We start from the raw sequence: 24,164 nt of genomic DNA on the forward strand, positions 1-24,164 counted from the left end.
GCAGGGGAGGGTTCATGGGGGCAACTCCGAAGCGGTTCGGGAAGGCGGTCCCGCAGCCGCACTCTAGGTCGCGCCATACTCGCGAGTACGAGGTTTGAGTTATTGCGTTGTTATCAAATGACAATGCGCTCGTTGTGATGCCCCTTAGCGGTCGTTACGCGAAGTAACCTTTGACCTTGGTTCAGGTTTCGCGCGGATCCCGGCGATATTGCGGCGGGCCGGGAAGCGCGTCGCGGCCCGATCGGCGACTGCGGTACCCTGACGCCATGCGTGCCGTACGCCTTCTGCTTAGCGAGCCGCGCTGATCAGTCCCGACCCCGGTCGTAGTCCGGTGGCCGGAATCGGCGCGGCGTCCCCTCCTGTGCGAGGGGATTTTTCATTTCCCGGCAATCGCAGCCGCTGGTCATGGATGTCGCAGCCGCTGGCAGAGACGATCGATGGAGCTTTGAGGATCATGAGCGAGACGAACCCCGCGGCGACCGCCCCTGTGTCGGCGGACGCCGCGCCGCACCGCTACACGGCTGCCATGGCCGCCGAGATCGAGGCACGCTGGCAGGACTTCTGGGACGCCGAGGGGACGTACGCCGCGCCGAACCCCAAGGGTGACCTGGCGGGCGACCCGGAGCTGGTCGCCAAGCCCAAGAAGTTCATCATGGACATGTTCCCGTACCCCTCCGGTGCGGGTCTGCACGTCGGCCACCCCCTGGGCTACATCGCCACCGACGTCTACGCCCGCTTCCAGCGGATGACCGGCCACAACGTCCTGCACACCCTGGGCTTCGACGCCTTCGGCCTGCCCGCCGAGCAGTACGCCGTGCAGACCGGCACGCACCCGCGCGTGTCGACCGAGGCCAACATCAAGAACATGCAGATCCAGCTGCGCCGGCTGGGCCTGGGCCACGACAAGCGGCGGTCGTTCGCCACGATCGACCCTGAGTACTACAAGTGGACCCAGTGGATCTTCCTGCAGATCTTCAACTCCTGGTACGACCCGGAGGCGAACAAGGCCCGCCCCATCGCCGAACTGGTCGCGCAGTTCGCCTCCGGTGAGCGCGCGCTGCCCCAGGGCCGCTCCTGGAACGAGCTGACCGAGGCCGAGCGCGCCGACGTCCTGGGCGAGTACCGCCTGGCCTACGCCTCCGACGCGCCCGTCAACTGGTGCCCCGGCCTGGGCACCGTGCTGGCCAACGAGGAGGTCACCGCCGACGGCCGTTCCGAGCGCGGCAACTTCCCCGTCTTCAAGTCCAAGCTGCGCCAGTGGAACATGCGCATCACCGCCTACGCCGACCGGCTGCTGGAGGACCTGGACGAGCTGGACTGGCCCGAGGCCATCAAGCTGCAGCAGCGCAACTGGATCGGCCGCTCCGAGGGCGCCCGCGTCGACTTCCCCATCGACGGCGAGCGCATCACCGTCTTCACCACCCGCCCCGACACCCTGTTCGGCGCGACCTACATGGTGCTGGCGCCCGAGCACCCGCTGGTCGAGAAGTTCACCCCGGCAGCCTGGCCCGAGGGCACCCACCAGGTGTGGACCGGCGGTCACGCCACCCCCGCCGAGGCCGTCGCCGCGTACCGCGCGCAGGCCGCAGCCAAGTCGGACGTCGAGCGCCAGGCCGAGGCCAAGGACAAGACCGGCGTCTTCATCGGCGCCTACGCGACCAACCCGGTCAACGGCGAGCAGGTCCCGGTCTTCATCGCCGACTACGTCCTGATGGGCTACGGCACCGGCGCGATCATGGCCGTGCCGGCCGGTGACCAGCGCGACTTCGAGTTCGCCCGCGCCTTCGAGCTGCCGATCCGGTGCATCGTCGAGCCGACCGACGGCCGGGGCACCGACACGGCTACGTGGGAGGACGCCTTCGCCTCGTACGACGCGAAGATCATCAACTCCTCGAACGACCAGATCTCCCTGGACGGCCTGGGCGTCGTCGACGCCAAGGCCCGCATCACGGAGTGGCTGGAGCGCACCGGCACCGGCGAGGGCACCGTCAACTTCCGCCTGCGCGACTGGCTGTTCAGCCGCCAGCGCTACTGGGGCGAGCCCTTCCCGATCGTCTACGACGAGGACGGCATCGCCCACGCCCTGCCCGAGTCGATGCTGCCGCTGGAGCTGCCCGAGGTCGAGGACTACTCCCCGCGCACCTTCGACCCGGACGACGCCGACACCCGGCCCGAGACGCCGCTGTCGCGCAACGAGGACTGGGTCAACGTCACCCTGGACCTGGGCGACGGCCCGAAGAAGTACCGCCGCGAGACCAACACCATGCCCAACTGGGCCGGTTCCTGTTGGTACGAGTTGCGCTACCTGGACCCGCACAACAGCGAGCAGCTGGTCGACCCGGAGGTCGAGCAGTACTGGATGGGCCCGCGTGAGGGCCTGCCGCACGGCGGCGTCGACCTGTACGTCGGCGGCGCCGAGCACGCCGTGCTGCACCTGCTGTACGCGCGCTTCTGGTCCAAGGTCCTGTTCGACCTGGGGCACGTCTCGTCGGCCGAGCCGTTCCACAAGCTGTTCAACCAGGGCATGATCCAGGCCTACGTCTACCGCGACAGCCGCGGCATCGCCGTGCCGGCCGCCGAGGTGGAGGAGCGCGACGGCGCGTACTTCTACCAGGGCGAGAAGGTCTCCCGGCTGCTGGGCAAGATGGGCAAGTCCCTGAAGAACGCGGTCACCCCGGACGAGATCTGCGCCGAGTACGGCGCCGACACGCTGCGCCTGTACGAGATGGCGATGGGCCCGCTGGACGTCTCCCGGCCGTGGGACACGCGCGCGGTGGTGGGTCAGTTCCGGCTGCTGCAGCGGCTGTGGCGCAACGTCGTCGACGAGGACAGCGGCGAGGTGACGGTCGCCGACACCGAGCCCGACGAGGACACGCTGCGCGCGCTGCACAAGGCGATCGACGGGGTGCGCCAGGACCTGGAGGGCATGCGGTTCAACACCGCCATCGCCAAGGTCACCGAGCTGAACAACCACCTGACGAAGGCGGGCGGCCCGATCGCGCGCTCCGTCGCCGAGCCGCTGGTGCTGATGGTCGCGCCGCTGGCCCCGCACATCGCCGAGGAGCTGTGGCGCCGGCTGGGCCACACCGACTCGGTCGTCCACCGGGACTTCCCGGTCGCCGACCCGGCGTACGTCGTGGACGAGACGGTGACCTGCGTCGTGCAGATCAAGGGCAAGGTCAAGGCGCGGCTGGAGGTCGCCCCGTCCATCTCCGACGAGGAGCTGGAGAAGGCGGCGCTGGCCGACGAGAAGGTCGTGGCCGCGCTGGACGGGGCCGGGATCCGCAAGGTCATCGTGCGGGCGCCGAAGCTGGTGAACATCGTCCCCGCGTGACCGGCTGACGGCTCGGGGTGATCCCCTACGGGCAGGTTCGGGGTTCTGTCGGAACCCTGGGCCTGCCCGCTGCGTTTACCGTGGAAGAGCGGCGCGGTGGGCGCCACGGCCTGCCCGGTGGGCGGGCCGGACGGTTCGAGGAGGAGCTTCGTGGAAGCAGTGATCGCAGTCTTCGCCCTGCTCTTCGTGCTCGCCCTCGTGCTGGGCGTCTACGCCACCGTGAAGGCGGTCGGCGCCGCCAAGCGCAGCGTGGACCGCGGCATCACCCAGGCCCGCCGGACGGTCGAGGACCACACACTGCGGGCCAAGTCCCTCGTCCAGGTGGGGCCGGCGGCGGAGCTCGCGCAGCTGCGGCTCACGCTGCGCACGTCGATGCGGGCCACCCAGGACGCGCTGCACGCGGGCGTGGCCGACGACGAGTCCCTCAAGGAGTCCCTCGCTCTCTTCGAGCGGCTCAGCGCGCACGGGTTCGAACTGGACGGTGAGCTCAGGCGGCTGGAGTCCGACCCCGACCGGGGCACGCTCGCCGAGCGCCTCCCCGCGCTGCGCGAGCGCACCGAGCGCATCACCCGGTCGGCGGAGTCCCTGCGCTGGGCGGCCCGTGACCGCGCCCGCCGCTTCGCGGACGACGACCTGGACTCGCTCAGCGCCCAGATCGACGTCGAGGCCGGTGCCCTGCGGCACTGGACGCAGACCGAGCCCGCCGCCGCGCCGCCGTCCTGGCCCGAGGCTCCGGCCGCCGACGCCCCGGCCGCCCGGCAGAGCCGGCCCGAGCCGCCGCGGCAGGACGAGACCGAGGAGCCGGCGCGGCCCGCCATCACCCCGCCCGGACCCCGGCCCGTGCACCCCTGGCAGAAGCAGGCCCGCCCGGAAAACACGGCCTGACCGGGGCCTTCGCCGCCCGATGACGCCCGGTGTCGCCCGGTCGTCGGGGCCGGTCTGCCGTACGGGCACTACGCCAGGTAACCTCCAGCTCATGTCCCGCCATGTCGCGATCGTCACAGATTCAACGGCCTACCTCCCGGCCCGGACGATGGAGCGGCACGGCATCACCGCGGTACCCCTGACGGTGGTCCTGGGCGACCGGGCCCTGGAGGAGGGCACCGAGATCTCGACCCGCTCGCTGGCCCAGGCCCTGCAGAAACGACGCCCGGTCACCACCTCACGCCCCAGCCCCGAGCTCTTCGCCGAGACCTACCGGAAGATCGCCGAGTCGGGTGCCGAAGGCATCGTCTCCCTGCACCTGTCCGCCGAACTCTCGGGCACCTACGACGCCGCGGTCGTCGCCGCGCGCGAGGCGCCGGTCCCCGTGCGGGTCGTGGACACGGGCATGATCGCGATGGCCCTCGGATTCTGCGCGCTCTCCGCGGCCGGGGCGGCGGAGACGGGCGGCACGGTGGACGAAGCGGTCACGGCGGCCGAGAAACGGGCCGCGGGGACGTCCGCCTTCTTCTACGTCGACACCCTCGACTATCTGCGGCGCGGCGGCCGGATCGGTGCGGCACAGGCGCTGTTCGGTTCCGCGCTCGCGGTGAAGCCGCTGCTCCAGCTCGGCGGCGGCCGGATCGAACCGCTGGAGAAGGTGCGGACGGCGTCGAAGGCGATCGCCCGCCTGGAGGAGATCGTCGCCGACCGCGCGGGCAGTGCCCCGGTCGACATCGCCGTCCACCATCTCGCCGCCCCCGACCGGGCGTCGGCCCTGGCGGACCGCCTGCGGGAGAGGGTGCCTGGGCTGGCCGACCTGCATGTGAGCGAAGTCGGCGCGGTGATCGGGGCGCACACGGGGCCCGGGTTGCTGGGGGTCGTGGTCTCGCCGCGGTAGGCGGTGGGGGTGCGCGTTGCCGTTGCCGTCACTCGTGAGGGTGGGGGAGATATCCACAACCTGGTGACGGTCCACGGGAATCGACCATGATCATCGCGCGTGGGCCGTGGTGTCCGATCCTCGGCGCATGGCTCTTCGATCACGCATCCGCACAGCAGCCGCGAGCAGCGGACCGGGCCGTGGACCGGCGTCCGACGGCCGCACCCGCCCCTACCGGCGCCGCGCGCACCCGCGCGGACGGGCACGGCACCGTCACGCGTCGGCGGAGGAACTCCGCCGACGGGCGGAGGCACTTTTCGGCGAGCGCGCCGAACGTGCCGAGCCTGACGAATCTGGTGAGGAGCGGTGGGAGCCGGGGACGGGGCCGCCCGGTGGGGCGGGGGTTGTCGGGGCAGGACCGGGCGGCGTGGCCGCTGACGTCAGGGCCGACGTCGTCGGGGCCGTCGCGGTCGCGCCGCCGGTAGGGCGCGGCGATCCGGGCGACCCCGTTGGGGCGGCCTGGCGGGAGCGGGTCGGGCCCGCGCTGCGGGAGCGGATGCCGGTGTGGTTGCAGAACCGGTGCGCAATGGAGCGGCGCAGCGTGGCCGCGCTGACGGTGCTGCTCGTCGTCGCCGCGGTCTTCGCCGTGCAGCACTTCTGGACCGGCCGTACCGAGACGGTGGCGGCACCCGAGGTGGTGCGAGCAGCCGCGGCTCACGGCACGGAGGGCGAGGGCGGGGCGCCGACCGGCGGAGGCACGGCCGCCGGTGCGCCCCGGTCCACGGCGACGGCCCCGGCCGGGGCCGAGATCGTGGTGGACGTCGGCGGCAAGGTCCGCGAGCCCGGGATCCACCGCCTGCCGGCCGGTGCACGCGTCGAGGACGCCCTGCGAGCGGCCGGGGGAGTGCGCCCCGGCACGAAGACCGACGGGCTGAACCGGGCCCGCTTCCTGGTGGACGGCGAACAGGTCATCGTCGGCGCGCCCGTGCCGCCCGGCGCGGGAACCGGCGTGGGCGGTACGGGCCCGGGCGGTCCGGCCGGCACGGTGGCGGGCGCGGGCCCGACGGCCCCGGTCTCCCTCAACACGGCGACCGTGGACCAACTCGAGACACTGCCGGGCGTCGGCCCGGTCCTGGCCCAGCACATCGTCGACCACCGCACGCAGCACGGCGGTTTCCGGTCGGTGGACGAGTTGCGGGAGGTCAACGGCATCGGGGAACGCCGCTTCGCGGATCTGCGCGACCTCGTCCGGCCATGAGCACGCCCACGAGCACGGCGACGGGGGCGGGCGCCGACGCCCGCGCTGCCGTGCATGCCGCGTCCGGGCATCGGCTCGGTGCCGCCCGGCCCCGGCAGGAAGGCCCCACGGACCTGCGGCTCGTGCCGCCGGCGTTGGCGGCCTGGGCAACGGCGGCGCTGCTGCTGGACGCGGCGCCGGACTGGTCGCTCGGTGTGGTGCTCGGCTGCGTGGTGACGGCCGGCGCGCTGCTGCTGGGGGCGCGACGGCGCGCCGCACGTGGGTGGGCACCCGTGTCGGTCGCCGCCGTGCTGCTCTGCGTGGCCGCGTCCGCCGCCTCGGCGGCGCTGCACGGAGCGGACCTGCGCCGCGGCCCCGTGCCCGCGCTGGCCCGGCAGTACGCCACCGTGACCGCCGAGGTGGAGATCACCGCCGACCCCCGGCTCACCCGGACCCGCGTCCGCGGGGACCGTGCGACGCCGCCGGCCGTGGTGATCGAGGCCGACGTACGCCGGGTGGCGCAGGCGGACGGGAGGACGGTGGCGACACGGGCGCCGGTGCTGGTGATCGTCGATGCCGGTGCTGCTGGTGTCGACGTCGGCCCCGGCACCCGGGTGCCGGCTGTGGGCCCAGCGCCGCAACGCACCCGCGTCTCCGGTGGCGGGCCGGGTGCCGAGCCGTGGCTCGCCCTGCTGCCGAGCACGCGGTTGCGCGTCGTCGCGCGGACGGCGCCTCCGAAGGTGAGCGGTGACCGGGTCGCCGCCGTACTGCGGGTGCGCGGCCGGGAGGCGCCGGACGTGGTGGCCGGGCCGTCCGGGCCGCAGCGGTTGGCCGGGCGGCTGCGCGCCGGACTGCGGGAGGCCACCGACGGGCTGTCGGCGGACGCGCGGGCGCTGCTGCCGGGTCTGGTCGTCGGGGACACCTCCCGGATCACTCCGGACCTGGACGAGGCGTTCAAGGAGACCGACCTGGCGCACACGCTGGCGGTGTCCGGCGCCAACTTCACCATCCTGCTCGCCCTGTTGCTCGGACCGCCGGGGCTCGCCCAGCACAGCGAGCGCCGAGGCCTGGCGCCCCGCCTCGGCATCTCCCTGCGCGGGACCGCGCTGCTCGGCGGGGTGCTCGCACTCGGCTTCGTCGTGGTGTGCCGGCCCGATCCGAGCGTGCTGCGGGCCGCCGCCTGCGGCGCCGTCGCCCTGCTCGCCCTCGCGACCGGACGCCGCAGATCCCTGCTCCCGGCACTGGCGACGGCCGTCCTGCTGCTGGTGCTGTACGACCCGTGGCTGGCCCGCAGTTACGGCTTCCTGCTCTCCGTGCTGGCCACCGGCGCCCTGCTCACGCTGGCGCCACGGTGGAGCGCGGCGCTGCGCCGGCGCCGGGTCCCTCCCCGGCTGGCCGAGGCGCTGGCCGCCGCGGGGGCCGCGCAGGCGCTGTGCGCACCGGTGGTCGCCGTGCTGTCGGCGCGGGTGAGCCTGGTGGCGGTGCCGTGCAACCTGCTCGTGGAGTTCGCGGTGGCGCCGGCCACGGTGCTGGGCTTCGCGGCCCTGGCGACGGCGCCGCTGTCGCTGCCGGTGGCCAAGGCATGCGCCTGGTGCGCGGGTTGGCCGGCCGAGTGGATCGCCGGGATCGCCCGCACCGGGGCCGCGCTGCCCGGCGCGGGAGTGGACTGGCCGGGCAGCTGGACGGGGGCTGCGCTGCTCGCCCTCGCCACGGTGGGTGTGCTGCTCGTCGGCCGGCGGTTGCTGAGGCACCCGTGGTGGTGCGGTGTCTGCGCGCTGCTGCTGGTGCTGGTGGTGGTGCAACCGGGGCCGCTGCCGCGGGTGATCACGGGGTGGCCGCCGCCGGGCTGGCGGATGGTGATGTGCGACGTGGGACAGGGGGACGCCATGGTGCTCGCGGCCGGCCCGGGCGCGGGAGTGGTCGTGGACGCAGGACCCGATCCGGCGCTCGTCGACCGCTGTCTGCGCTCGCTCGGCATCACCAGAGTTCCGCTGGTCGTACTGACCCACTTCCACGCCGACCACGTGGCGGGACTGCCCGGGGTGCTGCGGGGCCGCCCGGTGGGCGCGATCGAGACGACCGGGCTGGAGGAGCCCGCGGACCAGGCCGAGTTCGTCCGCAGACAGGCGGCGGCACGCAGGATCCCCGTGCGGCATGCGGTCGCCGGGGAACAGCGGCGGGCCGGTCCGCTGTCCTGGGAGGTGGTCTGGCCGCCGCCGACGCCAGGTCCGGGCACGGTGCCGGGCACACCGACGGCCCCGGCACCGGAGAGCACGGAGGGCCCCAACGACGCCAGCGTCACCCTGCTGGTGCGGACGGCCGGGCTGCGCCTGCTGCTGCTCGGGGACCTCGAACCCCCGGCTCAGCAGGAACTGGCGAGGTCGCCGGTGGCAGCGCAGCTGGCAGGGGTCGACGTGCTCAAGGTGGCCCACCACGGCTCCGCCCACCAGGATCCGGGCCTGATGCGGCGGGTGGCGCCGCGCCTCGCGCTGATCAGCTGCGGAGAGGGCAACACGTACGGGCACCCGTCGCCCGCCACGGTCGCGGCACTGCGGGCCGGGGGCGCGACGGTCCTGCGGACGGACCGGGACGGGACGCTGGCGGTCACCGGCACGGAAGAGGCGCTGCGGGTGGCGGGAGACTGAGGGCATGAAGAGATCACAGATCGACGCCTATCTCCGCCGGCTGGGAGCCGAGCACCCGGCATCGCCCACCGTCGACGCCCTGCGTGAGCTGCACCTGCGCCATCTGCGGACGGTGCCTTTCGAGAACCTGTCCGTCCACCTGGGCGAGGAGATCGTGCTGGAGGAGGAGCGGCTGCTGGACAAGGTCGTGGGCGCCCGGCGCGGCGGGTTCTGCTACGAACTCAACGGTCTCTTCGGCGCGTTGCTGAGCGCACTCGGGTACGAGGTCACGCTGCTCGCGGCGCGGGTCTACGGGGACGGAGGCGTGCTCGGGATTCCGTACGACCATCTGGCGCTGCTGGTACGGACGGTGGACGGGGGCGGTTGGCTGGCGGACGTCGGGTTCGGGGCGCACAGCCACCGGCCGCTGGAGTTCGGGGAGCGGGGCGAGCAGAAGGACCCCGGGGGGACGTTCCGGATCGTCGAGGCGGGTCCGGACGCGGCCGGGGTGCGCGGTGCAGACGGCTCGGGCCGGGCCGCCGACCTGGACGTGCTGTGCGACGGGAAGCCCGTGTACCGGGTGGAGCCGCGCCCCAGGGTGCTCGGCGACTTCGTGTCCGGCGCGTGGTGGCACAGCACCTCGCCCCGGTCGCACTTCCTGCAGTCGCCGGTGTGCTCACGGCTCACGGACGACGGAGGAAGGATCACGCTCAGCGGGCGCCGGCTCACGACGACGGCCGCCGACGGGGGACGGGAGGCACGCGAACTGGCGACGGACGGGGAGGTGCTGGCGGCGTACCGGGATCTCTTCGGCATCCACCTCGACCGGGTACCGGCTCTGCCCGGCCGGTGAGAGACCGGCGGGACCCCACCTGGCGGTTCGCCGTCCGCACGGTGGCCGACAATGGGGCGTGTGAGTGACGTGAGACATGTCCTGGTGCTGCCCGACCGTGACGCCGCGGAGGAGGCGGCCCAGGAGCTCGGGGAGAGGTTCGGGCTCGCCGAGGAGCCGCAGCTCGTCCGGGACGCCCTGGCCGGCGAGGACGACGCCGAGGACGCCCAGTGGCTGGTCGTCCTGCGGGACGAGGGCGAACGGCTGGACCCCGGCGCGCTCGACGAGTTCGCGCGCGAATGGGACGGCTGGCGCGAGGAGCCCTAGGGGGTGTCGTGCGGATATTGCCGGGGTCGCGTCTGCAAGGCACCGTTGCCCGGAGTCGGCCTGATCCGAACGGCACCCCCTGGCCGCCGCCGGAGCCGCCGGGACCGCGGGGCGTCGCGGGCGGGGCTGGTTGTCGGTGGTGCGTGCGATGCTTGTCGCGATGGCCAGGAAGACTGCGAATGACGACCCTCTCGCCCCGGTGACCCTTGCCGTGGGCCAGGAGGACCTCCTGCTCGACCGTGCCGTGCAGGAGGTGGTGGCCGCGGCGAAGGCCGCCGACGCCGACACGGACGTCCGCGACCTGACCCCCGACCAGCTGCAGCCCGGCACGCTCGCCGAGCTCACCAGCCCCTCGCTCTTCGCCGAGCGCAAGGTCGTGGTCGTGCGCAACGCGCAGGACCTGTCCGCCGACACGGTCAAGGACGTCAAGGGCTACCTCGGAGCACCCGCCGAGGAGATCACCCTCGTCCTGCTGCACGCGGGCGGCGCCAAGGGCAAGGGCCTGCTGGACGCCGCGCGCAAGGCGGGGGCGCGCGAGGTGGCGTGCCCGAAGATGACCAAGCCCGCGGACCGGCTGGCGTTCGTGCGGGGGGAGTTCCGCACCGCCGGGCGGTCGGCCACCCCGGAGGCGTGCCAGGCGCTGGTCGACGCCATCGGCAGTGACCTGCGGGAGCTGGCGTCGGCGGTGTCCCAGCTGGCCGCGGACGTCGAGGGGACGATCGACGAGGCGGTCGTCGGGCGGTACTACACCGGACGCGCCGAGGCCTCCAGCTTCACGGTCGCCGACCGGGCGGTCGAGGGACGGGCGGCGGAGGCACTGGAGGCGTTGCGCTGGTCGCTGGCGACCGGAGTGGCGCCCGTGCTGATCACCAGCGCGCTCGCCCAGGGCGTGCGGGCCATCGGCAAGCTGTCGTCCGCGCGCGGCGGACGCCCCGCCGACCTCGCCCGCGAGCTGGGGATGCCGCCGTGGAAGATCGACCGCGTCCGGCAGCAGATGCGCGGCTGGACGCCGGACGGCGTGTCCGTGGCCCTGCGCGCGGTGGCCGAGGCGGACGCCGGGGTCAAGGGCGGCAGCGACGACCCGGAGTACGCGCTGGAGAAGGCCGTCGTCACGATCGCACGGGCGGCCCGGTCGAGGGGACGGGCGTAGCCCGGATACGCGGGCGGTGATCGAGTCGACCCCGCGATCTTTGAAGAGGAGAATCGGATGTGTCAGCCGTAGGTCGCCCAGGTACGGAGAGGTGGCGAGCGCGATGGCTGAACACCCGAACGCACAGCTGGCCCGCAAGGGTTACGAGGCCTTCATCCGCGGGGACATGGACACCCTGCGCACGATGCTGGCGGCGGACGCCACACACCATGTGCCGGGGACCGGTGTGCTGGCCGGTGACTTCAAGGGCCAGGACGAGATCCTCGACATGTACCGGCGGCTCGGTGAGGAGACCGACGGGACGTTCACGGTCGAGCTGCGGCAGGTCCTGGTCGACGGCCGGGGGCACGCCGTGACCCTGCACCATCTGACGGCCGACCGGCGGGGCAAGCACCTGGACCAGGACGGAGGCATCGTCTTCCGGATCGTCGGCGACAAGATGACGGACCTGGACGAGTGCATCGCGGACATCGACGCGATGAACGACTTCTGGTCCTAGACGATGCCGAAGGCCCCGGTGCCCGTCCTGGGGAGGACGGGGCACCGGGGCCTTCGGATTCAAGCTCGAGGACCCATGCCCGCGTGGCGAACGCAGGCCGCGCATGGGTCCGGGGTGCCGGACGGGAGCGGATGAGAGAGGGCCCGCTCTGGGTCCTTCCGGCGATCAGACCAGATAAGAGGTTCAGCCCTTGAGGGCGCCGACCTTCTGCGCCAGCGCCGACTTCTTGTTGGCGGCCTGGTTCTTGTGGATGACGCCCTTGGAGACGGCCTTGTCGAGCTGGCGCGACGCAACGCGCTGGTACTCGGTGGCCTTCTCGACGTCGCCCGCGGCAGCGGCCTCACGAGCCTTGCGGATCGCGGTCTTCAGAGAGGACTTGACGGCCTTGTTGCGCAGCCGGGCCTTCTCGTTGGTCTTGTTCCGCTTGATCTGGGACTTGATGTTCGCCACGAATGAGCCTTTGCAGGTTCAGGCACGGGGCCGTACGGGTCCCGGGCCGATGATTTCTTGAGGAGTGCCTCGCGCTGAGAGGGCATGAGACACAGCCCCCCACACTACCAGCGGCCCGCTGACTGGCCCAAACTCGTCCCCAACCCCTCCCCAACCCCTCCTGGTCCCCGCCCGTGGGACCATGGAGGCTACGTAACGATCCGACCCGAGACCGCAGACACTGCGGACGCCTCAAGAATCAGGACCCTGCGTGCCCGCGATCCCCAGCCATGTGCCCGAGCCGAGCCGTACCGACCCGGCGCTGATCCGCAATTTCTGCATCATCGCGCACATCGACCACGGCAAGTCCACGCTCGCCGACCGGATGCTCCAGCTGACCGGTGTGGTCGAGCAGCGGCAGATGCGCGCCCAGTACCTCGACCGCATGGACATCGAGCGCGAGCGCGGCATCACGATCAAGTCCCAGGCGGTGCGGTTGCCGTGGGCCCCGACCCACGACAAGAGTGACACGCACATCCTCAACATGATCGACACCCCCGGGCACGTCGACTTCACCTACGAGGTCTCGCGGTCGCTCGCCGCGTGCGAGGGCACCATCCTCCTCGTCGACGCCGCCCAGGGCATCGAGGCCCAGACCCTCGCCAACCTCTACCTGGCGATGGAGAACGACCTCACGATCATCCCCGTGCTGAACAAGATCGACCTGCCGGCCGCGCAGCCCGAGAAGTTCGCCGAGGAGCTCGCCAACCTGGTCGGCTGCGACCCCGACGACGTGCTGAAGGTCTCCGCCAAGACCGGTCTCGGCGTCGACGCGCTGCTGGACAAGGTCGTCGCCGAGATCCCCGCCCCGGTCGGCGTCAAGGACGCCCCCGCCCGCGCGATGATCTTCGACTCGGTCTACGACTCCTACCGCGGTGTCGTGACGTACGTCCGTGTCATCGACGGCCAGCTCGGCAAGCGCGAGCGCATCAAGATGATGTCGACCGGCGCCACCCACGAGCTGCTGGAGATCGGCACCAACTCCCCGGAGATGCTCGGCGCCGACGGTCTCGGCGTCGGCGAGGTGGGCTACCTGATCACCGGCGTGAAGGACGTCCGCCAGTCCAAGGTCGGCGACACCGTCACCAGCCAGCACAAGGGCGCCACGGAAGCGCTCGGCGGCTACAAGGACCCGAGGCCCATGGTCTTCTCGGGCCTGTATCCGCTGGACGGCTCCGACTACCCCGAGCTGCGCGAGGCCCTCGACAAGCTCCAGCTCAACGACGCCGCCCTGGTCTACGAGCCGGAGACCTCCGCCGCCCTCGGCTTCGGTTTCCGCGTCGGCTTCCTCGGCCTGCTGCACCTCGACGTGATCCGCGAGCGGCTGGAGCGCGAGTTCGGGCTCGACCTGATCGCCACCGCGCCCAACGTGGTCTACCGCGTGATCATGGAGGACGGCACCGAGCACACCGTCACCAACCCGAGCGAGTTCCCCGAGGGCAAGATCAACGAGGTGTACGAGCCGGTCGTGCGGGCGACGATCCTCGCGCCGACCGAGTTCATCGGCTCGATCATGGAGCTGTGCCAGACCCGGCGCGGCACCCTGCTCGGCATGGACTACCTCTCCGAGGACCGGGTCGAGATCCGCTACACCCTCCCGCTCGCGGAGATCGTCTTCGACTTCTTCGACCAGCTGAAGTCCAAGACCCGCGGTTACGCCTCGCTGGACTACGAGCCCACCGGCGAGCAGACCTCCAGCCTGGTCAAGGTCGACATCCTGCTGCACGGCGACAAGGTGGACGCCTTCTCGGCGATCACCCACAAGGACGCGGCGTACGCGTACGGCGTGCGGCTCGTCGCCAAGCTGCGCGAGCTGATCCCGCGCCAGGCCTTCGAGGTGCCCATCCAGGCCGCCATCGGCTCCCGGGTGATCGCCCGCGAGACCATCCGCGCCATCCGCAAGGACGTCCTCGCCAAGTGCTACGGCGGTGACATCTCCCGTAAGCGGAAGCTGCTGGAGAAGCAGAAGGAAGGCAAGAAGCGGATGAAGATGGTGGGTTCCGTGGAGGTTCCGCAGGAAGCCTTCATCGCCGTCCTCTCCAGCGACGAAAGCGCGGGATCGGGCAAGGCCAAGAAGTAGCCGCGGCCCTTCCCGTACACCACGGGCAAAGCGGACGCGAAGGGGCTCGCCGTACGAAAGTGCGGCGGGCCCCTTCGCATGTCACGGGCGGGCCTTTGTGTGAAGTGACAGGGCGCGGAGTCTTACGCGCGGGCCGGTCGCCCTTTACTCTGATGCCTGCCCCATAGTTACTCGCGAGTTAAACAACGGCCGGGAACGGTCGTGCGAGCACCAGCCCGAACACCGCCCGAGAGTGAAACCAGCCGCACCTGAGCCAGCCGCACCGTCGCGGGCCCGGAGGATGTCGTGAGCGACACACAGACACTGATCGAGAACCGTCCGCCCTCCGTGGCGGGCCTCTTCCTGGAGCGTGTGGCGGCCACGCCGGACGCCGAGGCATACCGCTACCCGGTCCCGCCGGCCTCAGGCGAGGGCCCGGACGACTGGAAGTCGCTCACCTGGGCGCAGGCCGCCGAACGGGTCTACGCGATCGCGGCCGGACTGATCGAGCTCGGCGTGCAGCCCGAGCAGCGCGTGGCGCTGGCCTCCGCCACCCGGCTGGAGTGGATCCTCGCCGACCTCGGCATCATGTGCGCCGGCGCCGCGACGACCACGGTCTACCCGCAGACCAACGCGGAGGAGTCGGCGTACATCCTGTCCGACTCCGAGAGCCGGGTGCTGATCGCGGAGGACGCCGCCCAGCTCGCCAAGGCCAGGGAGAAGCGGGCCGAGCTGCCCGATCTCACCCACGTGGTGGTGATCGACGCGGCCGGCGCGGACACCACCGAGGACTGGGTGCTCACCCTCGAGGAGCTGGAGCGCCGGGGCGCGGCCCGACTGGAGAAGGACGCAGAGCTGGTCAAGGAGCGCGTCGGCGCGCTCACCAAGGACCAGCTCGCCACCCTCATCTACACCTCCGGCACCACCGGCAAGCCGAAGGGCGTCCGCCTCCCGCACGACAACTGGTCGTACATGGCGAAGGCGATCGCGGCGACCGGCCTGGTCACCGAGGACGACGTGCAGTACCTGTGGCTGCCGCTCGCGCACGTCTTCGGCAAGGTGCTCACCTCCGGCCAGATCGAGGTCGGTCACGTCACCGCAGTCGACGGCCGCGTCGACAAGATCATCGAAAATCTGCCGGTCGTCCAGCCGACCTACATGGCGGCCGTCCCGCGCATCTTCGAGAAGGTCTACAACGGCGTCGCCGCCAAGGCCCGCGCGGGCGGCGGAGCCAAGTACAAGATCTTCCAGTGGGCGGCCGGCGTCGCCCGCGAGTACGCCAAGGTCACCCAGGACAACTTCAAGCGCACCGGCACCGCGAGCGCCCCCTTCGGCCTCGCCTCCCGGCACAAGGTCGCCGACACCCTCGTCTACGCCAAGATCCGCGAGGCCTTCGGCGGCCGGCTGCGGGCCTGCGTGTCCGGCTCGGCCGCCCTCGCGCCCGAGATCGGCTACTTCTTCGCCGGCGCCGGCATCCACATCCTGGAGGGCTACGGCCTCACCGAGTCCTCCGCGGCCTCCTTCGTGAACCCCGGCGAGGCCTACCGCACCGGCACGGTCGGCAAGCCGCTGCCCGGCACCGAGGTGCGCATCGCCGACGACGGCGAGATCCTGCTGCGCGGCCCCGGCATCATGGAGGGCTACCACAAGCTGCCCGAGAAGACCGCCGAGGTGCTGGAGTCCGACGGCTGGTTCCACACCGGCGACATCGGCGAGCTCTCGCCCGACGGCTACCTGCGCATCACCGACCGCAAGAAGGACCTGATCAAGACGTCGGGCGGCAAGTACATCGCGCCCGCCGAGGTCGAGGGACAGTTCAAGGCGGTCTGCCCGTACGTCTCCAACATCCTGGTCCACGGCGCCGACCGGAACTTCTGCACGGCGCTCATCGCCCTCGACGAGGCCGCGATCACGGAGTGGGCGAAGGAGAACGGCCTGGGCGGCAAGCCGTACGCGGACATCGTCGCGGCACCCGAGACGGTCGAGATGGTCGACGGCTACGTCAAGCAGCTCAACGAGGGCCTCCAGCGCTGGCAGACCATCAAGAAGTTCCGCCTGCTGCCCCGCGACCTCGACGTGGAGCACGGCGAGATCACCCCGAGCCTGAAGCTGAAGCGGCCGGTGGTGGAGCGCGAGTACAAGCACCTGATCGAGGAGATGTACGAGGGCTCGCGCGAGGCGTAGCGCCCGGACGGCGCGGTGCGTACGGCCGATGCTCGAACATGTCCGTCTTCCGGCCGTGTTCGAGCGTTCGCCTAGCACGGTTCTCACCCATGGCGGCCCACTTCGGTAACTCCACGCGTCCGGGCGGCGCCGGTCTGTCACTCTGTCGGCAACGACTGCGAAGTATTCGCACGAACTGCCCGGGGAGCCGTCCATGGGGGCCATTCCTACGCAACGGGAGACCGTCTCCTGTGTCAGCGGGGCGTCCGCGCCCGCTGCCGAGGTGTCCGCCCGGGAGTGCGCGCGGGCGCACGTGACCCTGCTCGGCAGCTCCCTCGCGCCGGGCGCGGCCCGCGCGATGGTGCGGGCCACGCTCGCCGACTGGGCCGGTCTCGGCCTGCCCGGGGCCCAGCAGCTGACCGGCCACCTCGCGGCCGACGCGCTGGTGGTCGTCAGCGAGCTGGTCACCAACGCCGTCGTGCACGCCGGGACCGACGTCGACGTGGTCCTCCGGCTGGAGGAGACGGGCACGCTCGTCGTCGAGGCCACCGACCACCACCCCACCCGTGCGCCGAGGGGCGGCGACCGCGAGACGCCGGACGAGACCCCCGAGTACGGGCGCGGCCTGCCGCTCGTCGCCGCGCTCTCGGAGGCCTGGGGCATCACCTACCGGCCGGGCGTCAAGACGGTGTGGGCCCGCCTGACCGCGGCGGGCGGCGAGGCCGCCGAACGGATCGAGGCGTACGCCGGGGACCGGGGCGCGCGGCGCGCCGACTCCCCTGACGGCTGCGCCGGCCCGGCGGGCACCGAGTGCGCGGCGGACCGGCCGGACGGCGTGGACGGGCCGGACCGCCCGCAGTGGCCGGACTGGGGAGACAGCACGGCCGAACCCGGACGGCGCGGCGTCCGCGACCGGGAGTGGCTGGGCCGCGGCGCCCTGTCCTTCCTCGCCGAGGCCTCCGACCTGCTGGCCGGACAGCTGGACGAGGACCTGGTCGCCTCCCTCACCGGCCAGCTGATCGTGCCGCGCCTCGCCGACTGGTGCGCCGTGTGGCTCGACGACGAGTCCCTGGGCCGGGGAGGCTGGGGCGACGACACCGGGGCGGCCGTGGGAGCGCGGCTGGCCCGCGTCTGGCACAGCAGCGAGAGCCGCGTCGACGACCTGTGGCTCGCCCTGGAGAAGGACCCGCCCCGTACGCGCGACCCGTGGCGTTCCGGCCCCGTCGCCCACCCCTGGCCGAGCGACGCCCTCGGCCCGCACGCCGCGCACGGCGCCGCGCTCGCCTACCGCCTGGTGGCCGGCGGCCGGCCGCTGGGCACCCTGGTCATCGGGCGGGCCGGCACCCCCTGCTTCCCCGACGAGATCAGCGGCCTGGTCGAGGACCTCAGCCGCCGGGTGGCGCTCGCCATCGGCGCCGCCCGCCAGTACGCCCGCCAGGCCACCATCAGCGCCGTCCTCCAGCGCGGCCTGCTGCCCGGCGCCGTCGCCGAGATCCCGGGAGTGCGCAGCGCCCTCGTCTACGAACCGTGCGACAAGGGCGGGCCCAGCGGCGACTTCTACGACCTCTTCCCGGCCGGCGACGGCCGCTGGTGCTTCACCGTCGGCGACGTCCAGGGCAAGGGCCCCGAGGCCGCCGTCGTCATCGGGCTCGCCCGGCCCTGGCTGCGGCTGCTGGCCCGCGAGGGATACGGCGTCCCCGACGTCCTCGACCGCCTCAACCAGCTGCTCCTCGACGACGCCACCGAGGCCGCGGACGCCGCCGCCCGCGCCCTGGTCGCCGTCGGCGGCCGTCCGGTTGCCCCGGGCGACGGACCGCAGACCCGCTTCCTGTCCCTGCTCTACGGTGAACTCGTCCCGGTCGGCGACGGCGTCGTCCGCTGCACCCTCGCCTCCGCCGGGCACCCGCTGCCGCTGCTGCTCTCACCCGACGGCGCCGTCCGCACGGTCGCCGAGCCGCAGACCCTCCTCGGCGTCCTGGAGGACGCGACGTACACCAGCGAGACCTTCGAGCTGCGGTCCGGCGAGACCCTGCTGTGCGTCACGGACGGCGTCACCGAGCGGCGCAGCGGCTCCCGCCAGTTCGACGACGGCGACGGGCTCGCGGCGGCGCTCGCCGGGTGCGCGGGGCTGGACGCCGGGCTGGTCGCCGAGCGCATCCGGCGGCTGGTGCACGAGTTCGGGGCCCGGCCCCCGGAGGACGATCTCGCCCTGCTCGTGCTCCAGGCGGAGTAACCGCGTCGGTACGGGACAATGGAACGCATGCCCTCCGCACTCCCCGACGGCGAGCCCGTCCCCGCCGACGGCGCCCTGCCCGCGTCCGCGCTCGCCGGGGCCGCCGACCGCCCCCTCGGCTTCTACCTGCACGTCCCGTACTGCGCGACCCGCTGCGGCTACTGCGACTTCAACACCTACACCGCGACCGAGCTGCGCGGCACCGGCGGCGTCCTCGCCTCCCGCGACAACTACGCCGAGACCCTCGTCGACGAGGTCCGCCTCGCCCGCAAGGTCCTCGGCGACGACCCCCGCGAGGTCCGCACGGTCTTCGTCGGCGGCGGTACGCCCACCCTGCTGGCCGCCGGTGACCTGGTGCGGATGCTGCACGCGATCCGCGACGAGTTCGGTCTCGCGGCGGACGCGGAGGTGACGACCGAGGCCAATCCGGAGTCGGTCGACCCGGCGTACCTCGCCACCCTCCGCGAGGGCGGCTTCAACCGGATCTCCTTCGGCATGCAGAGCGCGCGGCAGCACGTCCTGACGGTGCTGGACCGCACCCACACCCCGGGCCGCCCCGAGGCGTGCGTCGCCGAGGCCCGCGCGGCCGGCTTCGAGCACGTCAACCTCGACCTGATCTACGGCACGCCGGGGGAGTCCGACGACGACTGGCGGGCCTCGCTGGACGCGGCGCTCGGCGCCGGACCCGACCACGTCTCCGCGTACGCGCTGATCGTGGAGGAGGGCACGCAGCTCGCCCGGCGCATCCGGCGCGGCGAGGTCCCGATGACCGACGACGACGTGCACGCCGACCGGTACCTGATCGCCGAGGAGACGCTGTCCGCGGCGGGCTTCGACTGGTACGAGGTGTCGAACTGGGCCACCTCCGACGCGGGACGGTGCCTGCACAACGAGCTGTACTGGCGGGGGGCCGACTGGTGGGGTGCCGGTCCCGGGGCGCACTCGCACGTGGGCGGGGTGCGGTGGTGGAACGTGAAGCATCCGGGGGCGTACGCGGCCGCCCTCGCCGGGGGCCGCTCGCCCGGCGCGGGCCGGGAACTGCTGTCGGACGAGGACCGGCGCGTCGAGCGGATCCTGCTGGAGCTGCGGCTGCGGGAGGGCGTACCGCTGTCCCTGCTGCGCCCGGCGGGCCTGGAGGCGTCCCGGCGTGCCCTGTCCGAGGGGCTGCTGGACCGGGCCCCGTACGACGACGGCCGCGCGGTTCTCACCTTGCGCGGACGGCTGCTTGCGGACGCGGTGGTGCGGGACCTGGTGGACTGACCCTGGCTTCTTCTCGCCCCCGCCGCCCCTTCCCGTCCCGGCCCGGGGGCGCTGCCCCCGGACCCCCGCTCCTCAAACGCCGGAGGGGCTGATTGCAGCCCGTCCGGCGCTTGAGGACGGGGCCGTTCAGGCCGAAGCGGGGGTCTGGGGGCGCAGCCCCCGCGGGTTCGGGAATGGCAAGGGGCGGCGGGGGCGAAATGCTTATGCCGTCACGAAGTCGATCAGTTCCTCCACGCGGCCCAGCAGCTCCGGCTGGAGGTCCTTGTACGTCCGCACCCGGCTCAGGATGTGCTGCCAGGCGGCACCCGTGTTCTCCGGCCAGCCCAGTGCCCGGCACACCCCCGTCTTCCAGTCCTGGCCGCGCGGCACCCGCGGCCAGCCGGCGATCCCCACGGAGGACGGCTTCGCCGCCTCCCAGATGTCGATGTACGGGTGCCCCACGACCAGCGCGTGCTCGCTCGTCACCGCCTCCGCGATCCGCCACTCCTTCGACCCCGGCACCAGGTGGTCCACCAGGACACCCAGCCGCGCGTCCGGGCCCGGCGCGAAGTCGGCGACGATGGACGGCAGGTCGTCGACGCCCTCCAGGTACTCCACGACCACGCCCTCGATGCGCAGGTCGTCGCCCCACACCTTCTCGACCAGCTCCGCGTCGTGCCGCCCCTCGACGTAGATGCGCCCGGCGCGGGCCACGCGCGCGCGTGCGCCCGGGACGGCCACGGAGCCGGATGCCGTGCGGGTGGGACGCGCGGGCCCCGCGGCGGGCTTCACCAGGGTCACCACCCGCCCCTCCAGCAGGAATCCGCGCGGCTCCATCGGGAACACCCGGTGCTTGCCGAAGCGGTCCTCCAGCGTCACCGTGCCCGCCTCGCAGCGGATCACCGCGCCGCAGAAGCCGCTGCCGGGCTCCTCGACCACCAGACCGGGGTCGGCCGGTACCTCGGGCACCGGCTGCGGCTTCTTCCACGGCGGGGTCAGATCGGCGGAGTACTGGCGCATTCTGCCGACGATACGAGGAATGCGCCGGCCGTGATCAGCGCGACACGCCGAAGCGGGCGGCCAGCGCGTCCCGTTGGGCCCGCACGAACGCCGCGTCCACCACCGCGCCGTGGCCGGGAACGTACAGCGCGTCCTCGCCGCCCAGGTCGAGCAGCCGGTCGAGGGCGGCCGGCCAATGGGACGGCACGGCGTCGGGGCCCGCCTGCGGCTCGCCGGACTCCTCGACCAGGTCCCCGCAGAACACGGTCTCCGGGTCGCCCGGCACCAGCACCGCGAGGTCGTGACCGGTGTGCCCGGGGCCCACGTTGGCCAGCAGCACCTGCCGGCCGCCGCCCAGGTCGAGCGTCCACTCCCCGCACACCTCGTGGCGCACCGCGGCGAGGGCGTCCGCGGCCTCCTCCGCGAGCCGGGCGTCCAGGCCGTGGGCCACCGCGTCCGCCCGCAGCGCCTCCCGGCCGCTCGCCAGTACCGCGGCCGTGCCCACCGCCCCGAACACCTCCGCGCCCGCGAACGCCGCGGCGCCGAGGACGTGGTCGAAGTGCGGGTGGGTCAGCGCGAGATGCGTCACACGGTGCCCGGCCAGCTCCTGCGCCGCCGCGCGCAACCGCGCGCCTTCGGCGAGGCTCGACCCGGCGTCGACCAACAGTGCCGCGTCCGCGCCGACGACCAGCCCCGCCGTGCAGTCCCACACCGGCAGGCGGCACCGCCCCACCCCGGCCGCCAGCCGCTCCCATCCCAGGTCTTCCCAAGTCACCGTCACAGCGGCGACGCTAGCGCCGGGACGGCCTCCGGGCACGACGGTGGCGCCCCGGCCTTGCCGGGTGCGTACCCGGCGGCCGTACACTGGGCCGGGGAAGTCTGGCACTCGCACACGCAGAGTGCCAGGGAGAACACCGGGCGGACGGCTTCTGGAGGTGTGCGCGATGCTCAGTGAACGCAGGCTGAAGGTGCTGCGCGCGATCGTCCAGGACTACGTCGGCACCGAGGAGCCCGTCGGCTCCAAGGCCCTCACCGAGCGGCACAACCTCGGCGTCTCCCCGGCCACCGTGCGCAACGACATGGCGGCCCTGGAGGACGAGGGCTTCATCGCCCAGCCGCACACCAGCGCCGGGCGGATCCCGACCGACAAGGGCTACCGGCTCTTCGTCGACAAGCTGGCCGGCGTCAAGCCGATGACCGCGCCCGAGCGGCGTGCCATCCAGAACTTCCTGGAGGGCGCCGTCGACCTCGACGACGTGGTGGCCCGCACGGTGCGGCTGCTCGCGCAGCTGACCCGGCAGGTCGCCGTCGTGCAGTACCCCTCGCTGACCCGCTCGACCGTGCGGCACGTGGAGTTGCTCTCCCTGGCGCCCGCGCGCCTGATGCTCGTGCTGATCACGGACACCGGGCGGGTCGAGCAGCGCATGGTGGACTGCCCGGCGCCCTTCGGGGAGGCGTCCCTCGCGGATCTGCGCGCGCGGCTCAACAGCCGGGTCGCGGGGCGCCGGTTCTCGGACGTCCCGAGCCTGGTCGAGGATCTGCCGGAAGCCTTCGAGGCCGAGGACCGCGGTACGGTCTCCACCGTGCTCTCCACTCTGCTGGAGACGCTGGTCGAGGAGAACGAGGAGCGGCTGATGATCGGCGGCACCGCCAATCTCACCCGCTTCGGGCACGACTTCCCCCTCATGATCCGGCCCGTCCTGGAGGCTCTCGAGGAGCAGGTCGTGCTCCTCAAGCTGCTCGGCGAGGCGAAGGATCCGGGCGTGACCGTCCGTATCGGTCATGAGAACGCCCACGAAGGACTCAACTCCACGTCCGTCGTGTCGGTGGGCTACGGTTCGGGCGGCGAGGCGGTTGCCAAGCTCGGCGTGGTCGGACCGACCCGCATGGACTACCCGGGAACGATGGGAGCGGTACGCGCAGTGGCACGGTACGTCGGACAGATCCTGGCGGAGTCGTAGGTGGCCACGGACTACTACGCCGTACTCGGCGTACGCCGCGACGCGTCCCAGGACGAGATCAAGAAGGCGTTCCGGAGGCTCGCCCGCGAGCTGCACCCGGACGTCAACCCCGATCCGAAGACCCAGGAGCGGTTCAAGGAGATCAACGCCGCCTACGAGGTGCTGTCGGACCCGCAGAAGAAGCAGGTCTACGACCTCGGCGGCGACCCCCTCTCGCAGGCCGGCGGCGCCGGCGCGGGCGGCTTCGGCGCGGGTGGCTTCGGGAACTTCTCGGACATCATGGACGCGTTCTTCGGTACGGCGTCGCAGCGCGGTCCGCGCTCGCGCACCCGCCGGGGCCAGGACGCGATGATCCGCATCGAGGTCGAGCTGGACGAGGCCGCGTTCGGTACGACCAAGGACATCCAGGTCGACACGGCGGTCGTCTGCAACACCTGCAACGGCGAGGGCGCGGCCCCCGGCACCACGGCCCAGACGTGTGACATGTGCCGCGGCCGCGGTGAGGTGTCGCAGGTCACCCGGTCCTTCCTGGGCCAGGTCATGACCTCCCGGCCCTGCCCCCAGTGCCAGGGCTTCGGCACCGTCGTCCCGACCCCGTGCCCCGAGTGCGCGGGCGACGGCCGGGTCCGCTCCCGGCGCACCCTGACCGTGAAGATCCCGGCCGGTGTGGACAACGGCACGCGGATCCAGCTCGCGGGCGAGGGCGAGGTCGGTCCCGGCGGCGGCCCCGCCGGCGACCTGTACGTCGAGATCCACGAGCTGCCGCACTCGACCTTCCAGCGCCGCGGCGACGACCTGCACTGCACGGTCACCATCCCGATGACGGCGGCGGCCCTCGGCACGAAGGTGCCGCTGGAGACCCTCGACGGCATGGAGGAGGTCGACATCCGCCCGGGCACCCAGTCCGGCCAGTCGATCCCGCTGCACGGGCGCGGCGTCACCCATCTGCGCGGCGGCGGCCGGGGCGACCTCATCGTCCACGTCGAGGTCACGACCCCGACCAAGCTCGACCCCGAGCAGGAGCGCGTCCTGCGCGAGCTGGCCAAGCTGCGCGGCGAGGAACGGCCCCAGGGCCAGTTCCAGCCGGGTCAGCAGGGTCTGTTCTCGCGGCTGAAGGACGCGTTCAACGGGCGCTGACGGGGTCCGTTCCGGCGGCGGAGCCGGGTCTGCGTGCGGTGCGTGCGTGGTGGTCTGCCGGGGGGCCGGGGGTCGTCCCC

At 72.7% G+C, this 24,164-nt stretch carries 18 protein-coding genes; 15 read left to right on the plus strand and 3 right to left on the minus strand.

The window, feature by feature from the left end:
- The first annotated feature begins 454 nt into the window (after positions 1-454).
- From leuS to IEZ05_RS00190, 9 genes are all read left to right on the plus strand, one after another.
- The gene (leuS, locus tag IEZ05_RS00150; protein ID WP_189227851.1) at positions 455-3,334 is read left to right on the plus strand and encodes a leucine--tRNA ligase; all 2,880 of its coding nucleotides are present in this window, start codon (positions 455-457) and stop codon (positions 3,332-3,334) included.
- Positions 3,335-3,484: 150 nt separating this feature from the next.
- On the plus strand, positions 3,485-4,219 hold the full coding sequence (locus tag IEZ05_RS00155; protein WP_189227852.1) for a hypothetical protein: 735 nt from the start codon (positions 3,485-3,487) through the stop codon (positions 4,217-4,219).
- Positions 4,220-4,310: 91 nt separating this feature from the next.
- Positions 4,311-5,156 carry a DegV family protein gene (locus tag IEZ05_RS00160; RefSeq protein WP_189227853.1) on the plus strand — a complete coding sequence of 282 codons (846 nt, stop codon included), beginning with the start codon at positions 4,311-4,313 and terminating at the stop codon, positions 5,154-5,156.
- A 127-nt stretch (positions 5,157-5,283) separates the two neighbouring features.
- Positions 5,284-6,393: a ComEA family DNA-binding protein gene (locus IEZ05_RS00165; protein ID WP_189227854.1), complete on the plus strand. Its 1,110-nt coding sequence runs from the start codon at positions 5,284-5,286 to the stop codon at positions 6,391-6,393.
- Entirely contained in the window at positions 6,390-9,017 is a 2,628-nt protein-coding gene (locus IEZ05_RS00170; RefSeq protein ID WP_189227855.1) for a ComEC/Rec2 family competence protein, read from the plus strand. Before IEZ05_RS00165 ends, IEZ05_RS00170 begins: the two co-directional genes overlap by 4 nt.
- 4 nt (positions 9,018-9,021) lie before the next feature.
- A complete protein-coding gene (locus IEZ05_RS00175) occupies positions 9,022-9,849 on the plus strand; it encodes an arylamine N-acetyltransferase family protein (RefSeq protein WP_189227856.1) in 828 nt (275 codons plus the stop codon).
- 60 nt (positions 9,850-9,909) lie between these two features.
- Positions 9,910-10,155 carry a hypothetical protein gene (locus IEZ05_RS00180; protein ID WP_189227857.1) on the plus strand — a complete coding sequence of 82 codons (246 nt, stop codon included), beginning with the start codon at positions 9,910-9,912 and terminating at the stop codon, positions 10,153-10,155.
- 160 nt (positions 10,156-10,315) lie between these two features.
- Positions 10,316-11,305: a DNA polymerase III subunit delta gene (gene holA, locus IEZ05_RS00185; RefSeq protein ID WP_189227858.1), complete on the plus strand. Its 990-nt coding sequence runs from the start codon at positions 10,316-10,318 to the stop codon at positions 11,303-11,305.
- Positions 11,306-11,408: 103 nt separating this feature from the next.
- Positions 11,409-11,804 carry a nuclear transport factor 2 family protein gene (locus IEZ05_RS00190; protein WP_189227859.1) on the plus strand — a complete coding sequence of 132 codons (396 nt, stop codon included), beginning with the start codon at positions 11,409-11,411 and terminating at the stop codon, positions 11,802-11,804.
- A 183-nt stretch (positions 11,805-11,987) separates the two neighbouring features.
- Here IEZ05_RS00190 and rpsT read toward each other — a convergent pair whose 3' ends face one another.
- Positions 11,988-12,254 (minus strand): 30S ribosomal protein S20, encoded by a 267-nt coding sequence (rpsT, locus tag IEZ05_RS00195; protein ID WP_030180898.1) that lies wholly within the window; start codon positions 12,252-12,254, stop codon positions 11,988-11,990.
- A 250-nt stretch (positions 12,255-12,504) separates the two neighbouring features.
- Between rpsT and lepA the strand changes: the two genes are divergently transcribed.
- From lepA to hemW, 4 genes are all read left to right on the plus strand, one after another.
- Positions 12,505-14,373 carry a translation elongation factor 4 gene (lepA, locus tag IEZ05_RS00200; protein ID WP_189227860.1) on the plus strand — a complete coding sequence of 623 codons (1,869 nt, stop codon included), beginning with the start codon at positions 12,505-12,507 and terminating at the stop codon, positions 14,371-14,373.
- Positions 14,374-14,658: 285 nt separating this feature from the next.
- Positions 14,659-16,536: an AMP-dependent synthetase/ligase gene (locus IEZ05_RS00205; protein ID WP_189227861.1), complete on the plus strand. Its 1,878-nt coding sequence runs from the start codon at positions 14,659-14,661 to the stop codon at positions 16,534-16,536.
- 193 nt (positions 16,537-16,729) lie between these two features.
- The gene (locus IEZ05_RS00210; protein ID WP_189227862.1) at positions 16,730-18,748 is read left to right on the plus strand and encodes a SpoIIE family protein phosphatase; all 2,019 of its coding nucleotides are present in this window, start codon (positions 16,730-16,732) and stop codon (positions 18,746-18,748) included.
- Positions 18,749-18,775: 27 nt separating this feature from the next.
- On the plus strand, positions 18,776-20,008 hold the full coding sequence (gene hemW / locus IEZ05_RS00215; protein ID WP_189227863.1) for a radical SAM family heme chaperone HemW: 1,233 nt from the start codon (positions 18,776-18,778) through the stop codon (positions 20,006-20,008).
- A gap of 201 nt (positions 20,009-20,209) precedes the next feature.
- On the opposite strand, the gene IEZ05_RS00220 is transcribed toward hemW, so the two are convergent.
- Both IEZ05_RS00220 and IEZ05_RS00225 read right to left on the minus strand, forming a co-directional pair.
- A complete protein-coding gene (locus IEZ05_RS00220) occupies positions 20,210-21,007 on the minus strand; it encodes a DUF3097 domain-containing protein (RefSeq protein WP_189227864.1) in 798 nt (265 codons plus the stop codon).
- Between the two features lie 34 nt (positions 21,008-21,041).
- Positions 21,042-21,767: an MBL fold metallo-hydrolase gene (locus IEZ05_RS00225; RefSeq protein WP_189227865.1), complete on the minus strand. Its 726-nt coding sequence runs from the start codon at positions 21,765-21,767 to the stop codon at positions 21,042-21,044.
- Between the two features lie 163 nt (positions 21,768-21,930).
- Between IEZ05_RS00225 and hrcA the strand changes: the two genes are divergently transcribed.
- Positions 21,931-22,947 carry a heat-inducible transcriptional repressor HrcA gene (gene hrcA, locus IEZ05_RS00230; protein WP_077798810.1) on the plus strand — a complete coding sequence of 339 codons (1,017 nt, stop codon included), beginning with the start codon at positions 21,931-21,933 and terminating at the stop codon, positions 22,945-22,947.
- Positions 22,948-24,084, plus strand: a complete 1,137-nt coding sequence (dnaJ, locus tag IEZ05_RS00235; RefSeq protein WP_189227866.1) for a molecular chaperone DnaJ — start codon at positions 22,948-22,950, stop codon at positions 24,082-24,084.
- Positions 24,085-24,164: the final 80 nt, after the last annotated feature.

Source organism: Streptomyces flaveolus (genome assembly GCF_014648815.1).
Classification (GTDB): domain Bacteria; phylum Actinomycetota; class Actinomycetes; order Streptomycetales; family Streptomycetaceae; genus Streptomyces; species Streptomyces flaveolus.